Origin of the sequence: Nostoc sp. CMAA1605 (assembly GCF_021596505.1) — a bacterium.
In the GTDB taxonomy this organism is placed as follows: Bacteria; Cyanobacteriota; Cyanobacteriia; order Cyanobacteriales; family Nostocaceae; genus Trichormus.
In genome coordinates, this window is sequence record NZ_PJIZ01000039.1 from 22,569 (window position 1) to 45,097 (window position 22,529).

Genomic DNA, 22,529 nt, shown 5'->3' on the forward strand with positions numbered 1-22,529 from the left:
CCAATCCCTAATTCCCAGTACCCAATCCCTAGAACTGCGTAACTTTCTTTTACATTATATCTGTTTAGTTTTTCTGAAATCTGTGAAACAAACGGATTTCAGGTATTTGATTCGTTTGTAGAAGTGATAGAAAAGTCTAACGAATATGTCATAATTTTTAACGTATATTTAAGAATTCTTCTCTGCGAGACCTAAGTCATGAGCGAACCAGCTGTTGAAACTACAGTGTTAGACCGCTACGAGTGTCGCGCCTGCGGTTATGTTTACGAACCTGAAAAGGGTGACGATAAGCATGACATTGCTCCAGGGACACCTTTTGCAGAATTGCCTGTGAATTGGCGTTGTCCTGTTTGCACGGCCAAAAAAGTTGCTTTTACTAATGTTGGGCCAGCCGGTACAGCATCGGGGTTTAAAGAAAACCTCAGCTATGGTTTAGGTGTAAACACGCTCACCCCTGGTCAGAAAAATATCCTGATTTTCGGTGCTTTAGTGGTAGCATTTTTGTTTTTTATGAGTCTCTATGGATTGCAGTGAGGCAGCAGGAGGCAGGGGGGCAGGGTGCAGGGGGCAGGGGAGAGAAACTCATGACTCAGCACTCACCACTCAGCACTCAGCACTCAACTGCATTAAGTAACCCGTTGAGAGCGACCTTACACAAATTTAGAATACAAATACAAAAAATCTCATGCGATCGATGGTTATTGTGAAAAGTTGGCAGAAAATCTTTGCTTTGTTAATGGTCGTCTTTTTGTGTCTGGGTTGTAGTAAAGTGCCGTCTAGCAGCTACAATCCTTGGGCAGTCATTTCTGTACCAACTGAGGCCAAACTTTTAGATATTGCTTTTACTGGAAATCCCCAGCATGGTTTTTTGGTTGGTAGCAATACCACCCTTTTAGAAACCAATGATGGTGGTGATACTTGGAAACCACTGGAATTGGCTTTGGATGACGATCGCTATCGTTTTGATGCCGTCAGTTTTGCTGGTAAAGAAGGTTGGATTGCTGGTGAGCCTTCTTTGTTGCTACACACCACCGATGAAGGTCACTCTTGGTCACGTATCCCCCTCAGTTCCAAGCTACCAGGCAATCCCATCTCTGTTCATGCTTTGGGTGAAAACACAGCTGAAATGGCTACTGATGTCGGCGCAATCTACAAAACCACTGATGGTGGTAGAAACTGGAAGGCGCAAGTAGAAGCAGCAGTTGGGGTAGTGCGTAACCTAGAACGTGCTGCTGATGGTAAATATGTAGCTGTTTCTGCTAAGGGAAGCTTTTACTCCACTTGGGAACCTGGACAAAATGCTTGGGTTCCCCATAACCGTAACAGTTCCCGCCGCGTAGAAAATATGGGATTCTCTGAAGATGGGCAATTGTGGTTACTAGCAAGAGGTGGTCAAGTCCAGTTTAGCGACCCTAATGAGCCAGAAGCATGGCAAGAAGCGAAAAGTCCTGAATTTTCCACTAGTTGGGGTTTATTGGATTTGGCTTATCGCACACCCGAAGAAATCTGGATTGGTGGCGGTAGCGGTAACTTATTGCTGAGTACCGATGGCGGTCTAACCTGGTCAAAAGACCGTGATGTCGAAGAAGTTGCGGCTAATTTTTACAAGATCGTCTTTTTTAGCCCAGAACAAGGATTTATCATTGGCGATCGCGGTGTGTTACTCAAATATCAACCCAATGTGGCGAAATCAGACAAAACAGCAGCGTCAGCTTAGTGATAATCTAAGTTTTCAGTATCTGCCAGTTTTATGAGAAGCAAGTTGCAACTTGTAACTGTTTCTAAACTTTGTAGGATAATAAACTCAATAACGTCTTTATAAAGGTAGGGAATCTCAATGTCAGGGACTACTGGAGAACGGCCGTTTTCCGATATTGTTACCAGTATTCGTTACTGGGTAATCCACAGTATCACCATTCCAGCATTATTCATCGCTGGTTGGTTGTTTGTCAGCACCGGTCTAGCTTATGACGTGTTTGGTACTCCTCGTCCTGATGAGTATTACACACAAGCACGCCAAGAGCTGCCAATTGTGAATAATCGTTTTGAAGCGAAAAAACAAGTTGAACAGTTTATTAAGTAATTTGAAATCATGACTAGCGGCAACAACGTTAACCAACCAGTTACCTATCCTATTTTTACAGTGAGATGGCTGGCAGTTCACACACTAGCTGTGCCTACCGTCTTCTTTTTGGGCGCGATCGCCTCGATGCAGTTTATTCAACGCTAGTTAACTACTAGGAGTTAATCATGGAAAGAACGCCCAATCCTAATAATCAACCGGTTGAACTAAACCGGACTTCTCTTTACCTGGGACTACTACTAATTTTCGTTCTAGGTATTCTATTTTCCAGTTACTTCTTTAACTAACTGGAACTCTTGTTTGACATCTGTTTTGATTTAATTTATTCAGAGAGGAGCAAAAGCTGTGTCTGCTGGAACTGGGAGAATTCCCCTGTGGGTCGTCGCTACGATCGCAGGATTAGGTGTAATTACTGTTGTAGGTATTTTCTTCTATGGAGCCTACGCTGGACTTGGTTCTTCAATCTAATTTGAACATATTGAACCAGTTCAACTAGCAGTTGTTTAAAAAACATCAATAAAAAGCCGCCTATCTTCAAGAAGACAGGCGGTATTTTAATTGACTGATTAGCAGCAAAATCCAGTTAATTGCTGATTAATCACGGGTAAAAAATAATCAACTTTGGATTTTAGATCCATAATTTTCGAGCCATACTGCCAAATAGCAGGAGCTTTGAGCTTGCTCTTGAGACAGGATTGGCAAACAATCCACAATCCAAAATTAACTACTTTGTGCCTAATTAATCAATTAACCAATATCATCGCGTTCAATGTACAAGAACATAAACGCCATTGTTGCGGCTGAGAAAACTAAACCAGTCAAAGGAACAAAGATAGAGGGCAAAAATGATGCTGCCATAGTAAAGAGTCCTGTTAAATTACACAACAATTCAAAAAGAGCTTACTGCAAATCTAACCGGATTTTTGCAAATTCTAAAGATTTTTAACACAGATTTCCGCCAGAACAGATCATAAACCGAGCAGTTCGTCTAGTGGGATATTCCGTAAATCTGGGGGAATTACGGTTCTTAATACCGTAACTTTGTGACTTTCTTGTTGAGTAGCTCGATTGAGAGCGATCGCTTCTATACGGATCTCTAAACAGCCAAAGGGAATGTTTAAGGGAATCATGACTTCCATTCCCCCAGAGGAATTAGGTAGTAAATCTGTCAGTAAGTGAGGGCCATCCAGTAACCAGCGAGTTTGACAGTCTTCTACCCATAGCTTCACCACAACTTGTGGCGGAACTTTAGGTAATTCCACTCTTACCCTCACGGAATTACCAGCAATCAACTCGCCTTCCGGTACGTGAAGTTTCGGTACTGGTAAAGGCTTAATTGGTTCGTCACTCAAAGACGTAAAAATTGATAAACTCGCATTTGTGGGATTTTCGATGATCGAACTAGAGACGTTACTGAAATTGACTACGTCTTCACTGAAAATATCGTCAACCACAATTTCTTGGTCTATCCAATTAACAGGTGTGTCAATAGCTACCGTCGGCTCGAACTGCGTCACAGTTACTAAATCTGTAGATTCTGGTTCATCTACTGGATTCTCTATCTCTGGGACAGCTACAGTATCTATCAAAGTCACTTCACTGACAGCATCCCCACTTACTAGTGAAATCTCAGTGGTGTCTTCCACAGTGTTGACAGGCGGCTCATCATGTACACCTTCCTCATCCAGTACATCTTGATGGGGATATGGTAAATCAACAGGTTCGGGTAGGGAGTAGCCCTGACTTTGCATCCACTTTCTGATTAGAGGTGATGAATGAGCAATTGTGACTTCTGGTGCATGATCTCTAAAATCATCGTCGGTTTCTGATGTAGATACTGGTTCCGGCTCAGAATGAGGATCAGAGACTACTTCCTCTGTGGATAAGTTTTCCTCTGTATATTTAGTATCTTCATTAATATCTTCTTGAGTATTTTCTAGTATATTTAACTCTGCTGGTAATAGATTATGAGCTATTTGAGGTTCAGATATATCAGCAATTTCGTTATTTTCGGTGACGCTGGGAGTAGGAGAAGATTGCAGGGGTTTCAGGTAGGGAAAACTACTGCCCATTAACCGCGATCGCCGATTTTTGATCACCAGTTGTTCCAAGTTAATGGGAGCCGGATTCGTGGGGACTGTAATTTCATCCTCAGTTAACTCAGGGGTTTCAGGAACAGATACTATTGCTGTCTCCATAACAGGCTGCATCTGATCTACTGCGATCGCATTATTTACTGGCTCAGGCAATTTGGGTAACTGTAATCCCCGAACATCAGCTGTTTTTTTGGTAGATGTGGGTGCAACTGGCTGTGGTATGGGTGTACTTGGTAGTGGAGAAGTCACTAGAGATGGTTCTGTAGGTGAAGATTTCACCAAGTTGAACAGTTCTAAATCCAGGCTAATTGAGGGTTCAGGCGTAGGCGTGGGTGGTGTGCTAGCCTCAACCTTGGGTGAAGGAATGGTAACAGTCAGCAATTGAGTGACATCCGCCGTAATTGTGAAAGATTGGCTAGCTAAGAGAATTACCTCCCCACCATCTGTGAGAGAGCCATACAAACTAATATCAGCTAGTATCAGTTGTGATTCGCACTTAGCCGGGATATCAATCGCAGAACGTAAAGTCAAAGGTAGCAATTGATCAGCCAAAGATTGCCGGATTTGGGTCAAGATTTCTAGACTTTGGGGCGATCGCAATTCTGTCCTCAACTCCAAACCATAAAGACGATTAGGCAAGGATTTTTGATTTGTGGGATAATTTTCTGCTACCTCCACACGCCCATGAATTGTCAGAACGTGTCCCCAACGCGTCACATAAGTTTCCCGATCTAAAGTCAGAGCCAAAGGACATTTCGGCTTTTCTAGAAGTAAAGCCTCATGTTTGACATCTTCTGCTAACGGATCAGAAGTTGGTAATGCTAAATCAATTAAATTCTGTAAAATCTGCTCTGCTGTTTCACCCTTTACCCACACAGGGCTAACAGGTTCATCAATTAGCACTTCTTGTTCAACATTCGTCGCTAAAAGGGTGCTGGGGTTGGCAACAGTGATTTCTGTCAACCCATTCGTTTCTAAATTGATATTTGGTAAAGATTGCAGAGCATGAGGTGATTCTGTGACTGGCGCAACATTTGCGGTGTGGACTTCCTCAGACAATACCTGTAAATAAACACCACATTCCCAGGATTGCCCTAACATATCTGACATCAAATCCCCGAAACAGCGCAATTCCCAGATTCCTGGCTTGAGGTACGTAAAAGGAATCACCGCCATTAAACCATCAGCGTTAGTGCGCCTTAGCCGCTTCTGTACGCGCCGTTTAGGAGGTTTTTCTTGACGAGAAAAGTAACTAATACGTACTTCCACATCTGTATTTGGCAGTTGTGATAGAGCCAAAACTCTATACCTACCTTCCAAAATATCCGTGCTTGGCGATTCTAGAGCTTGCCATGAGCGATCGCCCTGTTTCTGAATCAGAAATTGCCAGTTTTCCATTGTGAGTGATGCCCAGACCAAAGAGCAGCTGAGAAATTTTTTGCATTATATTGCTAGCCAGTTTACCTCAGCAACTTTTAATTGCATCACTCAAATGTAATTTTTTGCTTTAGATAGTAATAGTATTGAGTTTGAAGACTAAAATATTGATTTAAATATACTCAGTTATCAAAAGACCATAGTAAATTAATATGTACGTCTAATGTGAATTTAAATCAGGTAACTCCGTAGAAATTTGTAGGGGCGGGTTCACCAAGATCATCGTTAATTGTTCATGATATTTGATTAACCCGCCCCTACCGAGTCTCATTAGCTTCAAGCATAGCTATTTTTTTGATATAGAGGGCTTTCCTAATTCACATCAGGCTTTATGTATAAAATTAGGCTCATGTATCTGAGCCAAATAAAAATTATCAGGATTGCTCAGATTCAGCCAATCCCGATTTTTTCCAAAAGACAGCTTTAACTCACAGCATCAAATAGCGTAGCGTTTTTGGTAGTAGGCTAATATTTGCTGTACACGTTGCCGACTTTCCTGATGCGAGTTTGCTGACCACGAAATGTACAAGCCAGCAATTTGACTTTGCTGGTAGTCAAATTGATCAGCAGACTGAGGAATTAAACTCACTTCTACTCCCCTAACTTGACGAATATGAGCCGCTATCTCTCGATATACGGCTAATGGTAAACCAGCAAACTCTACTTTCTCTTGAGTCTCCATCCTTTACGAAGCTCCCACACTGACTGTATTTGAGGTAGGTGTGGTGAAAGAAACAGGATTTGTAGTTGATGATACTGTACCTGTTGGGGCTTCACCTACTGTTCTAGCTACCTCAATACCGTATTGTTCCAGAATTACAATCGGATTGGAACCCTCATTCATTTCAATTCGTTTGACCAAAACCCCGTTCGCCAGTCTTTGTCCCGCTTCCACATAACGACTTGCTATTTCATTGGGGATTTTGATGATGGCTTGGGGGACTTTACCCACAATCACAACTCCAGTCACCATCACAGCCCTAGCTAAGTCAGGTTGTGCTTTTGGTGGTAGAACGGAAACTAAAGTGGAATTGGGAACTACCTGTGGCAGAACTTTCGGTAACACAGGAGTTAAGCTAGGTGGTTTAACAGCCCGTGCTAATTTGTTTTGATTATTGGGCTTGGGCTGATTTTTGTTGGTCGTACTGCTGCTACCCTTTTGTGGCTTTACACCATTAGGTAAAGGGGGTAAAGAAGGTACTGCTTTGGGAGTTGTGGTTTGCGAACTTTCAACAGGAGTTGCTTGTCCAACAATTTGAGCAAAGGGGTCAATTCGCCCTTTAGAAAATACAACTATTCTTTCTGTGGCATTCGTGGGTTGAATAAGATTAGAATTCCCCGCAGCTGGCTTTGTTTGTGGCTGACCGGGAATTACAGGATTATTAAAAGATTCAGCTGCTGGTGGAGATTTAGCAACAGGAGCTGGTGCTGCACTCGGAGTTGGATTAACAGCTTGTGGTGTTTGTTCTGAAGCGCACCCTGCGATCGCTACAGACATCATAGCTGCAACTACAATTTTTGATCTTATGTCCATTAGCTGTTCTCAAACGCTATAGGAAAATTGATAAACACTAACTCTGCTGATATTTCAGACAAAGTATCGTTATCTTTATAACCTAACTTTTGGATTTTCAGGATTTTTTTTTACATTATTTTCTCAGTGGAAATACTGTTTAATCCCACCTGAATTAATCATCGGCTGTACACATAAGATGCTTCAACAAATCCAGTCCTTTTTTGACTCTGCGAGAAACAGTAACCACACTAATGCCTAAATGTTCTGCTACTTGTTTTTGTGTCAAATCGTGGAGAAACACACACTCTAAAACTTCACGGGTGCGCTGTTCTAATTGAAACAAAGCTTGTTGAAGACGAATTTGATCTTCTTGTGCTAGTTGAAAACTACGGTAGTGATGATCAGGAACTAATTCTCCTAAACTTGTAGATCCTTCTTCACCATCTTGTACAGGAACATCTAAACTCAACGGCGCACGATTCACCCAAGCAAGTTTAATATCTTGCCATTCTTCTAGGGAAATTTCCAATGCGTCCGCTAATTCCGCGTCAGTTGGTTGGCGATTGTACTTTACGCGTAAAGAACGGGAAATGCCTATGGCGCGTTGTTGTAATGCCAAGTACCGTCGAGGGATTCTAACTGTAACGCCTTTATCTCTGAGATAGTGTTGAATTTCACCACGAATATAGGGAATAGCAAAGGAACTAAAAGCGTGACCTTTGCTAATTTCAAATCTTTCAATCGCCCGAATTAAACCCAAACAACCAACCTGAACCAAATCATCATAATTTTCACGACATTGATTCATCCAATAGTGAGCTTCTTTTCTCACTAGCCCAAAATTTAGCTGCACCAGTTGATTGCGAACAGTTTCGGAGCGAGATAGCTGATATTCTCGCAACAACTGCCAAATTTCGCACTTTAGTTCATTGGTAGTTGAGGTAGGCATAACACCGCAGTGATTAATTTAATCAAGAGACAACCAGAACTCATTTTTAAATTTGGCTGTGATTGGGTGATATCAAAGCAAATGTCCTGCTATTAATGAGAGGACAAGTAAATAATTGTTGACAGATATTATTTTTTGAATGCAATGAAATTAACAATCCAGCAAAATTAAAAGGAGTGAAAATTCTTTTGTATTGAGAACTCAAAGCTCAGAACTGACAATACTTGTGAGTAATAGATTCATCGCCTAGAAACTTTTTCTCCCATGACTTCTATAGCTACAAGTATGGTTAATTCTGAATTAGGGATTCTGAATTCTGAGTTTTTTTGTTTTGTATATTGATTTGGCGTTTTTGATGTAGGTTTGTTGCATCTACATACAGACAAAATATATAATTTTCGGTTACATTTAAAACCGAAATTGTACTTAATTTAGCTACTTAACAATAATTGTGGCTCTTGCAGAGACTTGGGTAGTTACTGAAGTTTAATTTTCAGTAAGGTTACGAAAGTATTGCAGAGTTATTTATCTGAACTTTAAACTTGAAAATTTTCTGGCTCGTAAATCAACATAGTTATCAAGCTGAAGAGCCACATTTAAGGGGTATTATTGGGTACTTATAAAGGAGCCGTAGTCTTCAATCAGATTAAGAAAACTTTACTTTTCGTCTCTTGGGTAAGATAGTTGTTGATCATCAAAGGTTAGACAGCCGCAGTAGAGGTGCGTCAGGACTACTCATACCAATTTTGGATTTTGGATTCCAAGCCTGGATTCATAGCCTATTCCAGTTCGGCATCACAGAGGAAGAGTTCCAGAACTGACGGACGGATCACAATTGACGGTTGGTGCGTGACGCTATAAGTCTTATAACTACGTTCAAATTCTTTCACAGCGTCACACACCCGACATAAAAATATGCTATTTGCGTAAGTCCTAAGTTTATTTTCTGAAAATTCCTAAGTTAACAGTGTGAAGACAAACAAAAAAGGGCTAATAGCCCTTTAAAGGAAATATGAATTTTATGCTCATTATGATCTGAAATCATTTAACTAATGAACCCCTAATAAGTTAGGGGCATTAGTTAAACCTCTACAGGAGGTAAGCTAGACAAAATTTTGTCCTCAGTTTTGACAAGATTTGAGCAATCAAAAGCTTTTAGCCACGATTGGGTTCAACTCTGGCGTAAAACAGACCACGAATTTTGACTTCTTTGGGTTCAGCAGAGCCTAAATCGGTATCAGATGGCTGTTCACTCTCGAAAGTACCAGCGATTTCACCACTAGAGCTATCAACTTTAGCTACTTGTAAGGAAATTTTACCTTTGAGAATTTCTGCACGCTTGACGTTGGCGCGGGTTAATTCTTCATCATCAGCTTGTGCTGGTAAAGCAACAGCATTGTCATAGCCGGTGACGATACCACGACCTTTGGGGTCAAGGAAAGCAGCACCACGATAGGAAGGTACTTTAAAAGTTCCTTCAAAGTCTGTGGAAGTATTTACACTAGTTAAACCAGGTTGAGTTTGAGCAACTAGGTTCTTAATAGTGAATAGGAAGGGAACTCGCTCACCACCAGGTAATTGTACGGTAATGGCTTGGAAGTCAAGACCATCTTGTTCCTCAAAAGTCAAGCTGTTATCAGTGTTGATTTTCAGCGCACCGGAAACTTGATCAATGGTGGAAGTATATCTAGTCAACAATTTGCCAGCTACGAATTCTGCTGATTGACGTTTGTTAGCAGGCTCTTCTTTGACAAAGAAATTGGTGGGTTCTAAGCAGAGTTCTTTGATGGCGTAGGACTGGCTAGAATCCAAGGGAATTGAACCACGGCTGGTTTCTGCAAGTTGAGGGCATTTGTTAGCCAAGCCAGTGCCTCGAATTTGTTCGTAAGTCAGTATATCCCTACTGCTAGCAGCAGGCGCGTCACTACAAGCGGTGAGTAGCCCCAAGCATACAGCTAAGAATGCAGCAATTAAAGCTCGATACCTCATGGTCAACCTCAATGTCAAAAATTAGTATCTAAAGGGTTTGGGTGCATGGGTGAATACACCTTCAGATCGGGGCATAGTGCTTCAATGGCACGAAGATTGGCTTTAGCTTCGCGCTTGGCAAATGCTATGAACATTTGCGATGTCGCCCAAGTCGTTCTGTAATATGTATGTATTACTATTACATACAGCCCATTGCTTTATAAGTAAATCAGCCAGATCATACGATTTTTTTTAACTCAAAATCAAAGCACTCTCATTTCAAATAATTCGCTTGGATCGCATCTAGGTACGATAAAGTCCTTGTAAAACGTTACTGCTCACGGAATGAAAGCCAATAATCTTCGGTAAATTGAAGTAGATTTAGTTGTAATGAAGAGGGTGGGATGAGCAAAAACAGTAGTTCTGACTCAGAAGAATTATCCGCACAACTACAAAAAATAGCAATTGTGGTACATGATGTGGCGCAAAGTTGTCAAGGAAATGTAACAGCTTTGTTGAAATTGTTACGTCAGCTGGAACAGTTGCATAGAGAAGTTAGAGATAGTTCTTTTCAGGAGAGTTTACCGAACAACCGTCAGCAACTCTATGCACTGCTCAAGGATATTGAGTCAGAAGGTGGTTGGCCTTATATCGAACGGATGAGGCTGCAAGCCTTTTTACAAAATTTGTTACCGGAGGAGAATGATCACACAAGTGAATTAGAACCCTTTGATGAAATTTTAGATAGCGATCGCCCCTAATGCCAATTTTGGATTTTGGATTTTGGATTTTGGATTAAAAGCCTAGATTCCCCGAAAATGATCAGCATCTAGTAATTTTCGGGAACGCCATCACAAAGAGAGCGATCGCTAGGTGCGACGTTGTTGTTGTGTTTGAGATAATCATTGAGCCAATGACAACTACGAGATAGTAGATCATCCATATGCAAATTCCAGAGAATGATCGTATTGTCGTCACTAGCCGATGCTAATGTTTGACCATCGGGGCTAAAACTAACGCTTAGGACGGGGGATTGATGTCCGTTGAGGGTCTTAATTAATTTACCCTCACGGCTCCACAGCTTGACTGTACTATCCCAATTGGCAGAAGCCAGAATTTCTCCATTGGGGCTAAAAGTAACGGCGTTGACGCTATCACCATATCCCTTCAATAAGGTCTGTAATAGCGTCCCATCCCGTCGCCAGAGGCGGATTGTGTTGTCCCAACCGGCAGAAGCTAGTAATTGGTTATTTGGGCTAAAATTCACGCCTAAAACCCAACTATCGTGGGGTGCGAAAGTTTTGATGTAGGTGCCGTTGCGCTGCCAGAGTTTGACGGTTTTGTCATCGCTAGCAGAAGCTATCACTTGACCATCGGGACTGAAACTGACGCTGTTGATTCTGGCCTGATGACCTTCTAGGGTTTTGAGTAAAATGCCGTCACGAGTCCAAAGTTTGATGGTTTTGTCTCTGCTAGCTGAAACTAACAACTCACCATCGGGACTAAAATTCACACTGAGTATGCCGTCACTATGTCCTAGTAACGTTTTCAATAAAGTACCATCACGCCGCCACAGCTTGACTGTGTTGTCATAACTACCAGAAGCAATCATTTCGCCTTTGGGGTCAATGCTGACGCTATTGACTATGTCGGTGTGACCTACCAAAGTTTTGTAAATATTTGTTTCAGTTTGACCATTTACTACTTCTCGTCGCCACAGTTTGACAGTGCGATCGCGGCTACCAGAAGCCAACATTTGACCGTCAGGACTCCAAGCAACGCTCAAAACTCGCCCTTCATGACCTCGAAGAACTGGTAAGGTTGGTGATTCCAGACTCCATAGTCTGACACTTTTGTCATAGCTGCTGGATGCTAGGGTTTTGTTATCTGGGCTAAAGGCGACACTAACAACCGCATCACTATGACCCTTCAAGGTTTTGATGAGAGTTCCTGCTTGACTCCAAAGGTTTATGGTATTGTCATCGCTGGCGGAGGCTAGCTTGGTACTGTCACTGCTAAAACTTAGACTCCAGACTGTGCTGTTATGTTGGGTTAAAGTTTTATATGGTTGAATATCTTTAATCTCCTGATTGGCGCGTTCAATTTGCCAAAGTTTGATGGTTTGGTCTCGACTAGCTGAAGCTAACAGTTCACCATTAGGGCTAAAAACTACAACTGTTACGCCCGATTCATGGGCTGGTAAGGTTTTCACCAGACTGCCATCTCTGCGCCAGATTTTCACTGTCTGATCTTCACTAGCTGAGGCTATGAATTGACTATCAGGACTAAAACTCACCCAATTAACTTTTTTGTTGTGTCCCTTGAGGGTCGTGACTAAGCTACCATCTCGTCGCCAGAGTTTGACAGTTTTGTCTTTACTAGCGGTAGCGATTAACTCACCATCAGGGCTGAAGGTGACGTTATACACCCAATCTCCCACATTGGATAAGGTGATGGCGGGTGTAGGGTCAAATTGCTCTGTAATTGGGTCTTTGCGCCAGATGAGAACAGTTTTATCCAGGCTAGAAGAAGCTAGACTTTGACCATCTGGACTAAAGCTAACACTAGTTACCGGACTGCTATGACCGACAAGAGTTTGGCGTAAAGTTCCATCGGGTTGCCATAATTTGACTGTTTGGTCGGTGCTACCCGATGCTAATAATTTGCCATCAGGGCTAAATGTCACACCCCAGACAATATCAGAATGTCCTTCCAAGCGATTTAACTCTGTGACTCCATAGACTGCCTGTTGCAAGGCGGCGACAACGCGCATTTGAGTTTCTGGAAGAATACCTTGTGAATGTTTCAGTTTTCGCCAAGCCCGCATACTTTCTAGCAAAGCATCAAATTGCTGATTGGAAGTGTAGAGGGCTTCACTAGATGAGGCGATCGCACTAATTTGCAAGTTGGTTTCACTACGTTCAGCGCGGATTGTTTGCAGTTCTGCGGTTCTTCTTTGGATATCAGCTTGCCACCACAGAGCAGCTATTGTACTACCCATGACGGCTAATAATACCCCCGCAATCCGTGCTTCCCTTAAACGCCTTCGTAAAACCAAATTTAGCTGTTCTTGAGATACCTGTTGAGCGACTTCAGCTTGCTTTTTTTCAGATTTGACTTTTTCTAGTTCCGCTACTATGCCGTGATTATTTTTTTGGCGAATAGGTTCTACTAGATAATCATGTACTAATTGGTAGCGATCGCCTGTTTCGTCTCGCCAACGCAATACCAGTCCAGAACCCACTAAAATTTCTAAGATTAATTCCCCAGAGGAATCAGGTTCTGTTGTTGGCTCACTATGATTTCTCAGAACTTTTGCCAAATCTATGTCGGTTTTGAGTGGACGTGTCCCTTTTTCATCTGTTAATTCAAATAATAATTGCCAACTTAAATTTTCATTTTCAGCACCGCAATCTTTAATAACTTCCTCTAACCACCGCCCCACTAATTTTTTTGAACCGCCACACAGGTTGTACTGTTGTAAGGTGGTAATATTCTCTGTCTGTAATTGCGCTCCCACTATTTGCAGTTCAATGGGATGTACTTCTCCTGTCTCTCCTGCTAAATCTTGGACTAATTTGTTGATTAATTCAGCACTCATTTCATAATGAGAGTTTTGTCGGAAACTGCAAACGATACCCAAAGCATCTTCAATGGAGAAATTGCCTAAATAATAACGAATATCTTTGTCGAGGATATTTTTATTGATGACACCCAAGTCATATAATTTTTCCTCATTATTTTTGCTAAATCGCTCAAATTCTAATAAACAATGTATATAATCTTCTCTTAAAGAAATAATAGTTTTAACATAGGGAATATTTAAGCATTCACTAAAAAAACAATAAAAATTAATTCTTTGATCAGCACTATTCATAAAGAAGAATTCTTCAAACTGATCAAATATGAGAATGATTGTACAATTGCGCTCAACAGCTAGGCGGATTTTTTCTATCAGAATACTGGGGGTAAATTCAACAGCGATGGGAATATCTATTTGGGCAATAGCTTGATTAATCAAGTGACCTAAAGTTGTTACCCAATCTGTGTACCCAGATATAAAAACTGGTAAAGGAATCCGTTCACCAATCACTTTTCCTCTTAGAAAGGGCAGTAAACCTGCTTTCAGAAGGGAACTTTTACCCACTCCTGACGGTCCATGAATAATTGTCAGTTTATAATCAGCCCGTGTCAGTCTTTCAATTAATCTATTAATATCTTGCTGTCTACCAGATACAGATATTTCCTGGGCAATTTCTTCAGGGATGGATTCAATTTTTTGTGCTGCTAGTGCTTGATTGATTCTGTAGCGTTGCGGTTGTAACTGACTAGCACCGATGAAAGCGCGAAATCCATATTGATGTTCTATTTGAATTTTCTCTTGCTTGAGTTTGAAGGCTTCTAGATAATCATGACGTTCGATGCAATAAAGCGATCGCAATTCTTCTAAAATTTCTAAATATAATGCAGGCTCATACTGTAATTCACAAACTACCTTCGCCCATTCGAGATTGCTAATGGCTTCTTCCCAATTACCTAAATGCCATTGTGTTTTGGCTAAGATTAATAGATATCTACTTTCTTGAGGCTGAGAAATATCTGTGGCTTTTTCTGCGATCGCTAGGGATGTATTAGCTAATTCATGCGCTAATACCCAATTCGATTCTGTAATCGCCACTGTAGCTAAAAAACTATAATCTTGGGCAATTTGGGCGGCATTACCATATTTTTTATGTAATTTTAAGGCTTTTTGCGCTAGTTCTTTAAGTTCTGTCCAACCTTGTAAATTTTGGAGAATTTCACAAGCAGCAATAATAAACTTGGCAGTTAAATCTTCCCTTTGTACTTCTGTCAATATCTCCAAACACTGTTGAAACCACGATAAAGCTCTTTGCCAATAACTAGTTTTATTCCCTCTGTGTAAATCTGCCATGCGGCGATAGCAAAGACCTAAATGAAATGATATGGTTGCCTGCCACAATTCATGGACATGACTACACTTCAGAGCATTTAAATCTTTAACCTTTCTTAATTCTTGTTGCCATAAAGCTAAACTTTTTTGATAGTGAGATAAACTACTATTGATTTGGTCGTTAGCATATTTATCTCTGCCGAGGACGAATTCTAAACTAGCTTCTAATCCAGGTTCTAGTTTTACACTGTACAACCGTAGTAAATCATTTCGGGCAGATTCAATTTCGTGGCGATGCTGAGATTTAGGGTCTAAATTTAAAGCGGCATTGGAGATGAATTTCTCAGCCCCAGTTTCTAAAATTTTGGCAAATAAAGATTCTGTTTCTTGTCGGATCAAGGCAACTAAATCTTCCTTAGACATTTCAAATTTAATTGTAGTTGCTGCCCAACTTTTAAAGTCAGGTGCTAATTTGGAAAGCACTGATGCAACTTCATCCTGTAACCACAAAATTAGAGGAAAAGAAAAACTGGCCGCATAGATATCTCGTGCTTGATTAATCCCAATAATTAAATCATCTAGGGCAATAACTGATTCTAAACCAAAAACCATCACGGCTGATGGTAAGGAATCTGTACCCACAGCAGGATGATCTAAAAATAATGCTGATGATATGGTTGTATGTAAGGAGTTAGTCGAGGATGAGAGATAGATTTCTCTGAGATTAATGTCTTGAGTGTGAGAGCGTAACTCGGCAAGCATTTGCTCTCGGAGATGACTATAATTACACCGTACTAAAATTAAAGCGAAGTGACCTTGAGAGAGATTAATAGCTCTAATTAATCTCTGTAGTGAGTTCAAATTATTAGGTGTAATTTCTGTTGTCAACTGATATGATGTGGAAAGCATATTTTTTTAAGAATTATAGATAATCAAAAAAACACAAAATACATTTACTAAATGATATAAACATGGAAAGATGTATATCAAAAAATAAATTATTTTGCGGGATATTTCTAACTATTTCAAAAACATGATAATTCAAACATTAATAAAGTTTAAACTTATAAGTTTGAACTTTTATTGTTGAATTACTGAAGCTATTATTGGCTTACTTAAGTTGTTGCCAAGCGACGACTTTTTCTGTTTCTGCTAAGGCTGGACTAATACCAAACCAACGGCCTCTAGGGTCGCGATATTCAAATAAGTACATACTTCTGAGTAAGCTTTGGTAGTCTGATTCACCTTTAACGCTTTGCTGTTGTACGACTTCAAATAATAATTCCCATTGACATTCATCAATAGCTAAGAGCAAATCATCACGATAGTCTTTAATCACAGCTTCTAAGCAGTCTCTAGAAAAGGGTGGATCTTGTCTTTGCAAGCAACTGTAAAGTAAACCTAGTAAGTTACGTATGTGTCCACCACTGACGCGACATAAACGATCTAAAGTTTCAGAAGCATCAAATAACTCTGTAATGAATGTTTCTCTTTGCTCCGAGGGGAATTCTGGGAAGGCTCTGGCTAGAACTAATTGACGTAGCAAGGACATTCCTGGGTCATAATCACTACCATCTCTTTGTCGCACTAATACCATCGGTAAAACTTTGGGTGCGATACCTCCACCTAGACGATTTTTTAGTGCTTCGTATTCATTGGAGAAAATTAACGCTAGTGGAATCGTGTAAACTACGTGACATTTTAGCCTTCTGAGTTGTTCGCCTCTATCAATGAAGAGATATTCTGGTTGTGTGCGTCCAGAGGCCATAGGACGCATATCGACTCGATCTAAGTTGTCTACAATGACTACTAGTCCTTTTTGTCCCCGTAACTTCAGCTGTTCGGTAGCTTTTTCTAATATCTCTTCGTTAATTGCTTGCAAAATGCTGTTGGTACGAGGTTCGAGATATTGTCTGAGTTGATTACGTAGTTGAGTGCTGTCTTTGGTTTTGGCGGTAATTTTAGCAATACCCAAGGAAAATTCGGCTTCTCCAGATAGTTCTATGGGTGTTTGTAAAAAATCCCCTATTTCTTTGAATAAATTGGTGAAGTAACCAGCTTTCGGCTTGACTCCAATGGCTTCTAAACTGACACTAACTTGACGAGCGACACTTAGTAAGATGTCACTGATGTCAATATCTGCCATATCTAAGTCTTGGCTAGACTCAAAATAAACTACGTGAAATCCTGCTAATTCTAGCTCTGCTTTGAGGCGTTGTAATTCTGTTGATTTGCCACAACCTATATGACCTGTAAATAATTGACAAGTAGGCTCATCAGGAGAAATCCGGCTGATGGTACGTTGTAGTTCTTCGACAATCTTGCATCCACGCACATCAGAAAAGTCTATATAGTATTGCCGATCTAATATTACACCCATGTTTAAGGTGTAACTAGGATTACAGGCTTTATAGAAGCGTGACAGATTTAGTTTATTTCCCATTTTGAAAAGGTAGATGCTATTTTTCGACTTCCTGGATTCTTATTATCGCCAAATTTCAGCATCTATTTCTATGTATTTATGCGTATTTTATTGTTTATTTGTCATAAAAGTTATAGCTACAAGTTTTGTTCTGACTCGGAAGTAGCTGGCGGTTAACAAGATTTTTCTCACAAAAACATTGACAATAAATGATTGTTTTGTCTAACTAGAAGCTGACTTGAAAAAGGGGTGTAGAGGTGTAAGGGTATAGGGGTGTAAGGGAAAGACTTGTCATGTTTTCTTGTGTACGCAGTTCATGATAGCTACTTAGTAGATGTTTGATGCCAAAACAAATTAATCAACATTTGAAGTCTCAACTGACTAGAGCGATCGCATCACTCAACCGCGCAGTACCTGCATTTTATAAGGGTTGCTGTAAAGTGTTACTAGCAATCACACTAGTCTTCCATGGAGCAACTATTTCATGGCAGTATTTATACTGAAGTACATCAATCATCCCCATCTGATAATCCATTTAAACTGCAATCAACAATGAGGTATGAATGCCTGACATCGTATCTGTTTCTCAGAAAGATTTAGCTCAACGCCGTCAAAAATTACGCCGACAACGTCGAGTCCAAATTTTGCAAACAATTTGGCGGACTGTTGCTATCAGTGGATTAGCTGGCGGTTTGCTGTGGGTGGCTGTTCAACCCATATGGGTACTAAAAACACCGAAACAAGTATTGATGCGCTCTGGTGAGCAATCACTTTCACCAGAAGCAGTTCAAACACTCCTACCCTTGTCTTATCCTCAATCTTTGTGGCGAATTCAGCCTTCAGTGATTGCTGAATCTTTGAAGAAACAACCAACTATTGCACAAGCAACCGTCAATCGTCGTCTTTTCCCTCCAGGATTAATTATTGAGATAGAAGAAAGAGTTCCCGTAGCTCTAGCACAAAAAACTAAAAATCAAACCAATAATCAAAAAGAAAATACGGGTTTAATCGACACTAAAGGGATGTGGATACCTTTAGAAAAATACACTCTGATGAATCCGAATGAGACTTTACCTAGTCTCAAAGTGATTGGATTACCGGAACAATACGCCCAATACTGGAGTCAGCTATATACTTACGTTAGTCAAAGCTCCGTTAAAATTACGGAAATTGATTGCCAAGATCCCACAAACATCAAGTTGAAAACAGAAATAGGCAATGTTTATCTAGGTGCTTTTAGTCCCCAGTTACCTGAGCAAATTAGTTTACTAAATAGAATTAGAAACTTACCTAAAAAAGTTAATCCGAGTGACATAGAATATATTGACTTGACCAATCCTGAATCACCCTTAGTACATATGATCCAGAAAAAGGCAGATGAATCTGCTAATTCTACTAATCCTTGATGGAGTTAGTCATTCACTGTTCTATAACTGATATACATATAATCCCTGATCGCGAAATTTCTGGATAAACAACAGTTATAGAACTAAATTATTGACGAAATCGGGAAATATACCCAATTGCGAAACCTATCAACTATATTATTAAGTCAGATCAAAAGTTCTGTACCTGCTTTTTGGCAGCTATGTGATCATCTAAAAACCTGACGGATGTATTATTTGTATTTTTATTAAGTGTATGTTGAATTGCCTAGATTTAACCCCTAAAACTAATCATCAGGGGATGACAGCCATTTATTCTCAGTGTTTAATTTTAGTAAATCATCAAAAAAAGCACAGCAAAAAAACCGTACATGATACGGCAATTCAGATTAAAACCAATAAAGTGAATAGTAATATTGATGATCAATCCTTAACAAAGGAAGTGTATCGTCTATGCCAAGGATATACTATGCAAAATCAGCAATGTGGCAAAAATCTTGATGTCTTGTGGAAGTTATACAGATCAATTTTAGGTAAATATAGGTATACTTCTCTAGAATAATTAGCTGTGTGAGCAGCTGCCTTCATTGCTTATCCCATAGCAAAATGCAGCACTGACAATCCTGTTCAGGTGAGCAGTAGAGACAACAATCTAATAACATTGCCGTAAATTTGGGCGGTGTGTCACTATAGTTGATTTCTAGACAAATAACATCTGCATAAAGTCGTTTATCTACCTTTCTGAATCCAATGACACTTGATAATAACCAAGAGCTTACCTATAAAAACTCCCAATCGTTAGGGCAACCAGGTTTATCTCTAGCCGTTAACTCCTCTAACCCCTTTAATCACTCTGGGCTGAATTTTGGACAAAACCACGACAGCAAGAAGATTATCACAGAAGCTAGCAGAATCGGAGAGATTGTTCCAGGACGAGTCGCCAATATTAAAGTCATAGGCGTAGGTGGTGGTGGTGGTAATGCGGTTAACCGCATGATTGAATCTGATGTTTCTGGGGTGGAGTTTTGGTCAATTAACACTGATGCTCAAGCTTTAACTCTAGCAGGCGCGCCTAGTCGCTTACAAATTGGACAAAAACTCACACGAGGATTAGGTGCAGGTGGTAATCCTGCTATTGGTCAAAAGGCGGCGGAGGAATCTAGAGATGAAATTGCTACCGCTTTAGAAGGGGCTGATTTAGTGTTTATTACTGCGGGAATGGGGGGCGGTACAGGTACAGGTGCGGCTCCCATTGTTGCGGAAATAGCTAAGGAAATGGGTGCTTTGACTGTAGGTGTAGTGACACGTCCTTTTGTATTTGAAGGTCGTCGCCGGACTACTCAAGCAGAACAAGGGATTGAAGGACTCAAAAGTCGGGTGGACACGTTGATTATTATCCCTAACAATAAACTTTTGGAAGTGATTCCGGAACAAACACCAGTGCAGGAGGCTTTCCGGTATGCAGACGATGTATTGCGTCAAGGTGTGCAGGGGATTTCCGATATCATTACTATTCCTGGGTTAGTTAACGTAGACTTTGCTGATGTGCGGGCTGTGATGGCTGATGCTGGCTCGGCGTTGATGGGAATTGGTGTGAGTTCTGGAAAATCGAGAGCGAGAGAAGCCGCGATCGCAGCTATTTCTTCACCACTGTTAGAATGCTCTATTGAAGGTGCAAGAGGTGTTGTATTTAACATCACTGGAGGTAGTGATTTAACTCTCCATGAAGTGAACGCCGCCGCCGAAACTATCTATGAAGTAGTTGATCCCAACGCTAATATTATTTTTGGTGCGGTGATTGATGACAGGTTACAAGGTGAGGTGAGAATTACCGTCATCGCTACCGGATTTACTGGGGAAGTACAAGCAGCACCTCAACAAACTACTGCTAATACACGCGTTACACCAATGGCAAAACGGACTTCTCCCCAGCCACCGCCTACTACCCCTCCCGCCACCACTCCAGAACCTAAAGAAAAAACTGGTTTGGATATTCCTGAATTTCTCCAAAGACGACGACCGACAAAAAACTAGGGGGTTGGTAGATTTGAGATTATTAAAATTTATAGTCTTAGGTCAGGCTGAGTGCTATTGACTACTCTGCCGCAATATATTTTGATTAGCACTCTGCACCAATTGGGAATGAAAAGCATTGATTCTGAGAATTTGCTAGCAGCAAACAGAATCATCCGCACAGTTACAATCTACAAGACAGGCGCAGTTGTGTATCTACCTTTTTGATGTGTATAACTCACAGTAGAAAATTAATGCAAAATTCAACATCAATCAAAAAAGTTAGATTGATGTTGAATCTTGATTGATCAAGGTGAAGTGCAGCTTTTGCAACACCAAAGGTAGATCAAGTCAAAAGCATAAGCGTAAATGTCAATTATTTTAGTTTTTTATTTTTGCAAAGTTTCTGCAATCCATTGAATGACTTGCTGTCCTAGTCGAGTACCATCAAGTCTGTCGATTTCGCGTACACCAGTAGGACTAGTGACATTGACTTCTGTTAAGTAACCACCAATCACATCAATACCGACAAAAATTAAGCCGTCTTGGCGTAACTTGTTAGCCACTTGCTGACAAATGTCATACTCCCTGGGGGTAATTGCTGTTGATGCGACTGTACCACCAGTGGCCATGTTGTTGCGGAAATCGTTGCCACTCGATAATCGATTGAGTGCGCCAATAGGCTCTCCATTCAGCAGAATAATTCGCTTATCGCCGTCTTTAGCTTCTGGAAGATAGGTTTGTACCATTACAGGTAATCGCCCCTGTTGGGTGCTGAGTTCGACAATGGAGTTAAAATTGCGATCGCCTGATTGTAAAAATAAGATTCCTTCCCCAGCTTTGTTACCCAATGGTTTGATAATTGCTGCTCCCTTGGCTTCCACAAATTGCCGAATGAACTGCTTATCAGCACTCACAATAGTTTCGGGAATAGCATTGGTAAACTGGAGAGCATACATTTTTTCGTTGGCACTGCGGATACCACTGGGATTATTGATTACCAAAGTGTTAGTTTGGTCAATGTAATCCAAAACGTAGGTAGCGTAAAGGTAAGCATCATTTACCGGTGGATCTGTCCGCATAAATACAGCATCCATCGTTTCTAGAGAGATCAAAGAACGCTGGCCTAACTTATACCAAGGATTTGCTGCTATCCAGCGTCCTTCTACCAACTGGATGGGAACTAATTCCACCTGCTGCAAAATCGCCCAAGCTTTGCTTTCTACTACACTCAGCCAATTGGCTTGAGTTACCCAGACTTCATGACCTAAAATTTGTGCTGCTTCCATCAATGCAACACTGGTATCATGACAAGGGTCAAGCTGATGGATGGGGTCAATAATAAAAGCCAGTTTCACACTTTTTGCCTCAATTGCCAGAACATTCCCAGGATATTTAATTTACATTATCTTTTGATGATCTGATTGATTGACGATTTGGGGTAGTGGAAAAGTCCCATCTCCAGTAAAATCGATTATCCTGCTAGTAGCTCATCTAGCTTACCTTTAGCCTCTAAAGCGTGGATATCATCACAACCACCTACATGGCGATCGTTGATAAAAATTTGTGGTACAGAACGTCTACCATTGGCTCTGTCAGACATCTGATCTCTTGCTTCTTCGTCGCCATCAATACTGTATTCGATAAAGTCAACACCCTTACGCTTCAGCAAACTTTTGGCACGAATGCAAAATGGACAACTCGCCCAAGTGTAAATTTCTACCTTAGCAGCCATAAAATCCTCAATT

General features: G+C 40.7%; 20 protein-coding genes. 10 read left to right on the plus strand and 10 right to left on the minus strand.

The genetic code is table 11. The features are described 5' to 3' along the window. The first annotated feature begins 198 nt into the window (after positions 1–198). The 6 genes from CV014_RS15035 (at position 199) to CV014_RS15060 (ending at position 2,551) form a co-directional block, all read left to right on the plus strand. Positions 199–534: a rubredoxin gene (locus CV014_RS15035; protein WP_236142769.1), complete on the plus strand. Its 336-nt coding sequence runs from the start codon at positions 199–201 to the stop codon at positions 532–534. Positions 535–694: 160 nt separating this feature from the next. After that, positions 695–1,717 carry a photosynthesis system II assembly factor Ycf48 gene (locus CV014_RS15040; RefSeq protein ID WP_236142796.1) on the plus strand — a complete coding sequence of 341 codons (1,023 nt, stop codon included), beginning with the start codon at positions 695–697 and terminating at the stop codon, positions 1,715–1,717. Positions 1,718–1,837: 120 nt separating this feature from the next. Continuing rightward, positions 1,838–2,083, plus strand: a complete 246-nt coding sequence (psbE, locus tag CV014_RS15045; protein WP_236142770.1) for a cytochrome b559 subunit alpha — start codon at positions 1,838–1,840, stop codon at positions 2,081–2,083. 9 nt (positions 2,084–2,092) lie between these two features. Continuing rightward, a complete protein-coding gene (gene psbF / locus CV014_RS15050; RefSeq protein WP_236142771.1) occupies positions 2,093–2,230 on the plus strand; it encodes a cytochrome b559 subunit beta in 138 nt (45 codons plus the stop codon). Between the two features lie 20 nt (positions 2,231–2,250). Continuing rightward, positions 2,251–2,370: a photosystem II reaction center protein L gene (locus CV014_RS15055; protein WP_071989460.1), complete on the plus strand. Its 120-nt coding sequence runs from the start codon at positions 2,251–2,253 to the stop codon at positions 2,368–2,370. Positions 2,371–2,428: 58 nt separating this feature from the next. Continuing rightward, complete coding sequence (locus CV014_RS15060) at positions 2,429–2,551, plus strand: photosystem II reaction center protein J (RefSeq protein ID WP_103136073.1); 123 nt, start codon at positions 2,429–2,431, stop codon at positions 2,549–2,551. Between the two features lie 279 nt (positions 2,552–2,830). On the opposite strand, the gene psaI is transcribed toward CV014_RS15060, so the two are convergent. The 6 genes from psaI to CV014_RS15090 all read right to left on the minus strand — a co-directional run bounded on the left by psaI (position 2,831) and on the right by CV014_RS15090 (position 10,070). Beyond that, positions 2,831–2,941 carry a photosystem I reaction center subunit VIII gene (gene psaI, locus CV014_RS15065; protein ID WP_103136074.1) on the minus strand — a complete coding sequence of 37 codons (111 nt, stop codon included), beginning with the start codon at positions 2,939–2,941 and terminating at the stop codon, positions 2,831–2,833. Between the two features lie 110 nt (positions 2,942–3,051). After that, positions 3,052–5,577, minus strand: coding sequence for a hypothetical protein (locus CV014_RS15070; RefSeq protein ID WP_236142772.1), 2,526 nt, complete (start codon positions 5,575–5,577; stop codon positions 3,052–3,054). Between the two features lie 475 nt (positions 5,578–6,052). Next, on the minus strand, positions 6,053–6,298 hold the full coding sequence (locus CV014_RS15075; protein ID WP_236142773.1) for a hypothetical protein: 246 nt from the start codon (positions 6,296–6,298) through the stop codon (positions 6,053–6,055). 3 nt (positions 6,299–6,301) lie between these two features. Next, positions 6,302–7,150 carry a hypothetical protein gene (locus CV014_RS15080; RefSeq protein WP_236142774.1) on the minus strand — a complete coding sequence of 283 codons (849 nt, stop codon included), beginning with the start codon at positions 7,148–7,150 and terminating at the stop codon, positions 6,302–6,304. A 154-nt stretch (positions 7,151–7,304) separates the two neighbouring features. Beyond that, entirely contained in the window at positions 7,305–8,081 is a 777-nt protein-coding gene (locus tag CV014_RS15085; protein ID WP_236142775.1) for an RNA polymerase sigma factor SigF, read from the minus strand. 1,155 nt (positions 8,082–9,236) lie between these two features. Further along, positions 9,237–10,070, minus strand: coding sequence for a photosystem II manganese-stabilizing polypeptide (locus CV014_RS15090; protein WP_236142776.1), 834 nt, complete (start codon positions 10,068–10,070; stop codon positions 9,237–9,239). A gap of 383 nt (positions 10,071–10,453) precedes the next feature. Here CV014_RS15090 and CV014_RS15095 point away from each other — a divergent pair, with 383 nt between their 5' ends. Continuing rightward, on the plus strand, positions 10,454–10,810 hold the full coding sequence (locus CV014_RS15095) for a hypothetical protein (RefSeq protein WP_236142777.1): 357 nt from the start codon (positions 10,454–10,456) through the stop codon (positions 10,808–10,810). Positions 10,811–10,878: 68 nt separating this feature from the next. Here CV014_RS15095 and CV014_RS15100 read toward each other — a convergent pair whose 3' ends face one another. Together CV014_RS15100 and CV014_RS15105 are read right to left on the minus strand one after the other, a co-directional pair. Beyond that, a complete protein-coding gene (locus CV014_RS15100) occupies positions 10,879–15,870 on the minus strand; it encodes an nSTAND1 domain-containing NTPase (protein WP_236142778.1) in 4,992 nt (1,663 codons plus the stop codon). Positions 15,871–16,072: 202 nt separating this feature from the next. Beyond that, positions 16,073–17,404, minus strand: a complete 1,332-nt coding sequence (locus CV014_RS15105; RefSeq protein ID WP_236142779.1) for an ATP-binding protein — start codon at positions 17,402–17,404, stop codon at positions 16,073–16,075. A 542-nt stretch (positions 17,405–17,946) separates the two neighbouring features. Between CV014_RS15105 and CV014_RS15110 the strand changes: the two genes are divergently transcribed. The 3 genes from CV014_RS15110 (at position 17,947) to ftsZ (ending at position 20,802) form a co-directional block, all read left to right on the plus strand. Then, positions 17,947–18,789, plus strand: coding sequence for a cell division protein FtsQ/DivIB (locus CV014_RS15110; protein ID WP_236142780.1), 843 nt, complete (start codon positions 17,947–17,949; stop codon positions 18,787–18,789). A gap of 235 nt (positions 18,790–19,024) precedes the next feature. Continuing rightward, positions 19,025–19,330, plus strand: coding sequence for a hypothetical protein (locus CV014_RS15115; protein WP_236142781.1), 306 nt, complete (start codon positions 19,025–19,027; stop codon positions 19,328–19,330). Between the two features lie 188 nt (positions 19,331–19,518). Then, positions 19,519–20,802 (plus strand): cell division protein FtsZ, encoded by a 1,284-nt coding sequence (gene ftsZ / locus CV014_RS15120; protein ID WP_236142782.1) that lies wholly within the window; start codon positions 19,519–19,521, stop codon positions 20,800–20,802. A gap of 368 nt (positions 20,803–21,170) precedes the next feature. Here the strand turns inward: ftsZ and gshB are convergent, their stop codons facing one another. Then, positions 21,171–22,139, minus strand: a complete 969-nt coding sequence (gshB, locus tag CV014_RS15125; RefSeq protein ID WP_236142783.1) for a glutathione synthase — start codon at positions 22,137–22,139, stop codon at positions 21,171–21,173. 116 nt (positions 22,140–22,255) lie between these two features. After that, positions 22,256–22,516 carry a glutaredoxin 3 gene (gene grxC / locus CV014_RS15130; RefSeq protein WP_236142784.1) on the minus strand — a complete coding sequence of 87 codons (261 nt, stop codon included), beginning with the start codon at positions 22,514–22,516 and terminating at the stop codon, positions 22,256–22,258. Positions 22,517–22,529: the final 13 nt, after the last annotated feature.

Excerpts from the sequence above, each read along its gene's own strand:
- CV014_RS15035 (WP_236142769.1), top strand. The coding sequence starts at position 199 with ATGAGCGAACCAGCTGTTGAAACTACAGTGTTAGACCGCTACGAGTGT.
- CV014_RS15040 (WP_236142796.1), top strand. The coding sequence starts at position 695 with ATGGTTATTGTGAAAAGTTGGCAGAAAATCTTTGCTTTGTTAATGGTC.
- psbE (WP_236142770.1), top strand. The coding sequence starts at position 1,838 with ATGTCAGGGACTACTGGAGAACGGCCGTTTTCCGATATTGTTACCAGT.
- psbF (WP_236142771.1), top strand. The coding sequence starts at position 2,093 with ATGACTAGCGGCAACAACGTTAACCAACCAGTTACCTATCCTATTTTT.
- CV014_RS15055 (WP_071989460.1), top strand. The coding sequence starts at position 2,251 with ATGGAAAGAACGCCCAATCCTAATAATCAACCGGTTGAACTAAACCGG.
- psaI (WP_103136074.1), bottom strand. The coding sequence starts at position 2,941 with ATGGCAGCATCATTTTTGCCCTCTATCTTTGTTCCTTTGACTGGTTTA.
- CV014_RS15070 (WP_236142772.1), bottom strand. The coding sequence starts at position 5,577 with ATGGAAAACTGGCAATTTCTGATTCAGAAACAGGGCGATCGCTCATGG.
- CV014_RS15075 (WP_236142773.1), bottom strand. The coding sequence starts at position 6,298 with ATGGAGACTCAAGAGAAAGTAGAGTTTGCTGGTTTACCATTAGCCGTA.
- CV014_RS15080 (WP_236142774.1), bottom strand. The coding sequence starts at position 7,150 with ATGGACATAAGATCAAAAATTGTAGTTGCAGCTATGATGTCTGTAGCG.
- CV014_RS15085 (WP_236142775.1), bottom strand. The coding sequence starts at position 8,081 with ATGCCTACCTCAACTACCAATGAACTAAAGTGCGAAATTTGGCAGTTG.
- CV014_RS15090 (WP_236142776.1), bottom strand. The coding sequence starts at position 10,070 with ATGAGGTATCGAGCTTTAATTGCTGCATTCTTAGCTGTATGCTTGGGG.
- CV014_RS15095 (WP_236142777.1), top strand. The coding sequence starts at position 10,454 with ATGAGCAAAAACAGTAGTTCTGACTCAGAAGAATTATCCGCACAACTA.
- CV014_RS15100 (WP_236142778.1), bottom strand. The coding sequence starts at position 15,870 with ATGCTTTCCACATCATATCAGTTGACAACAGAAATTACACCTAATAAT.
- CV014_RS15105 (WP_236142779.1), bottom strand. The coding sequence starts at position 17,404 with ATGGGAAATAAACTAAATCTGTCACGCTTCTATAAAGCCTGTAATCCT.
- CV014_RS15110 (WP_236142780.1), top strand. The coding sequence starts at position 17,947 with ATGCCTGACATCGTATCTGTTTCTCAGAAAGATTTAGCTCAACGCCGT.
- CV014_RS15115 (WP_236142781.1), top strand. The coding sequence starts at position 19,025 with ATGTTGAATTGCCTAGATTTAACCCCTAAAACTAATCATCAGGGGATG.
- ftsZ (WP_236142782.1), top strand. The coding sequence starts at position 19,519 with ATGACACTTGATAATAACCAAGAGCTTACCTATAAAAACTCCCAATCG.
- grxC (WP_236142784.1), bottom strand. The coding sequence starts at position 22,516 with ATGGCTGCTAAGGTAGAAATTTACACTTGGGCGAGTTGTCCATTTTGC.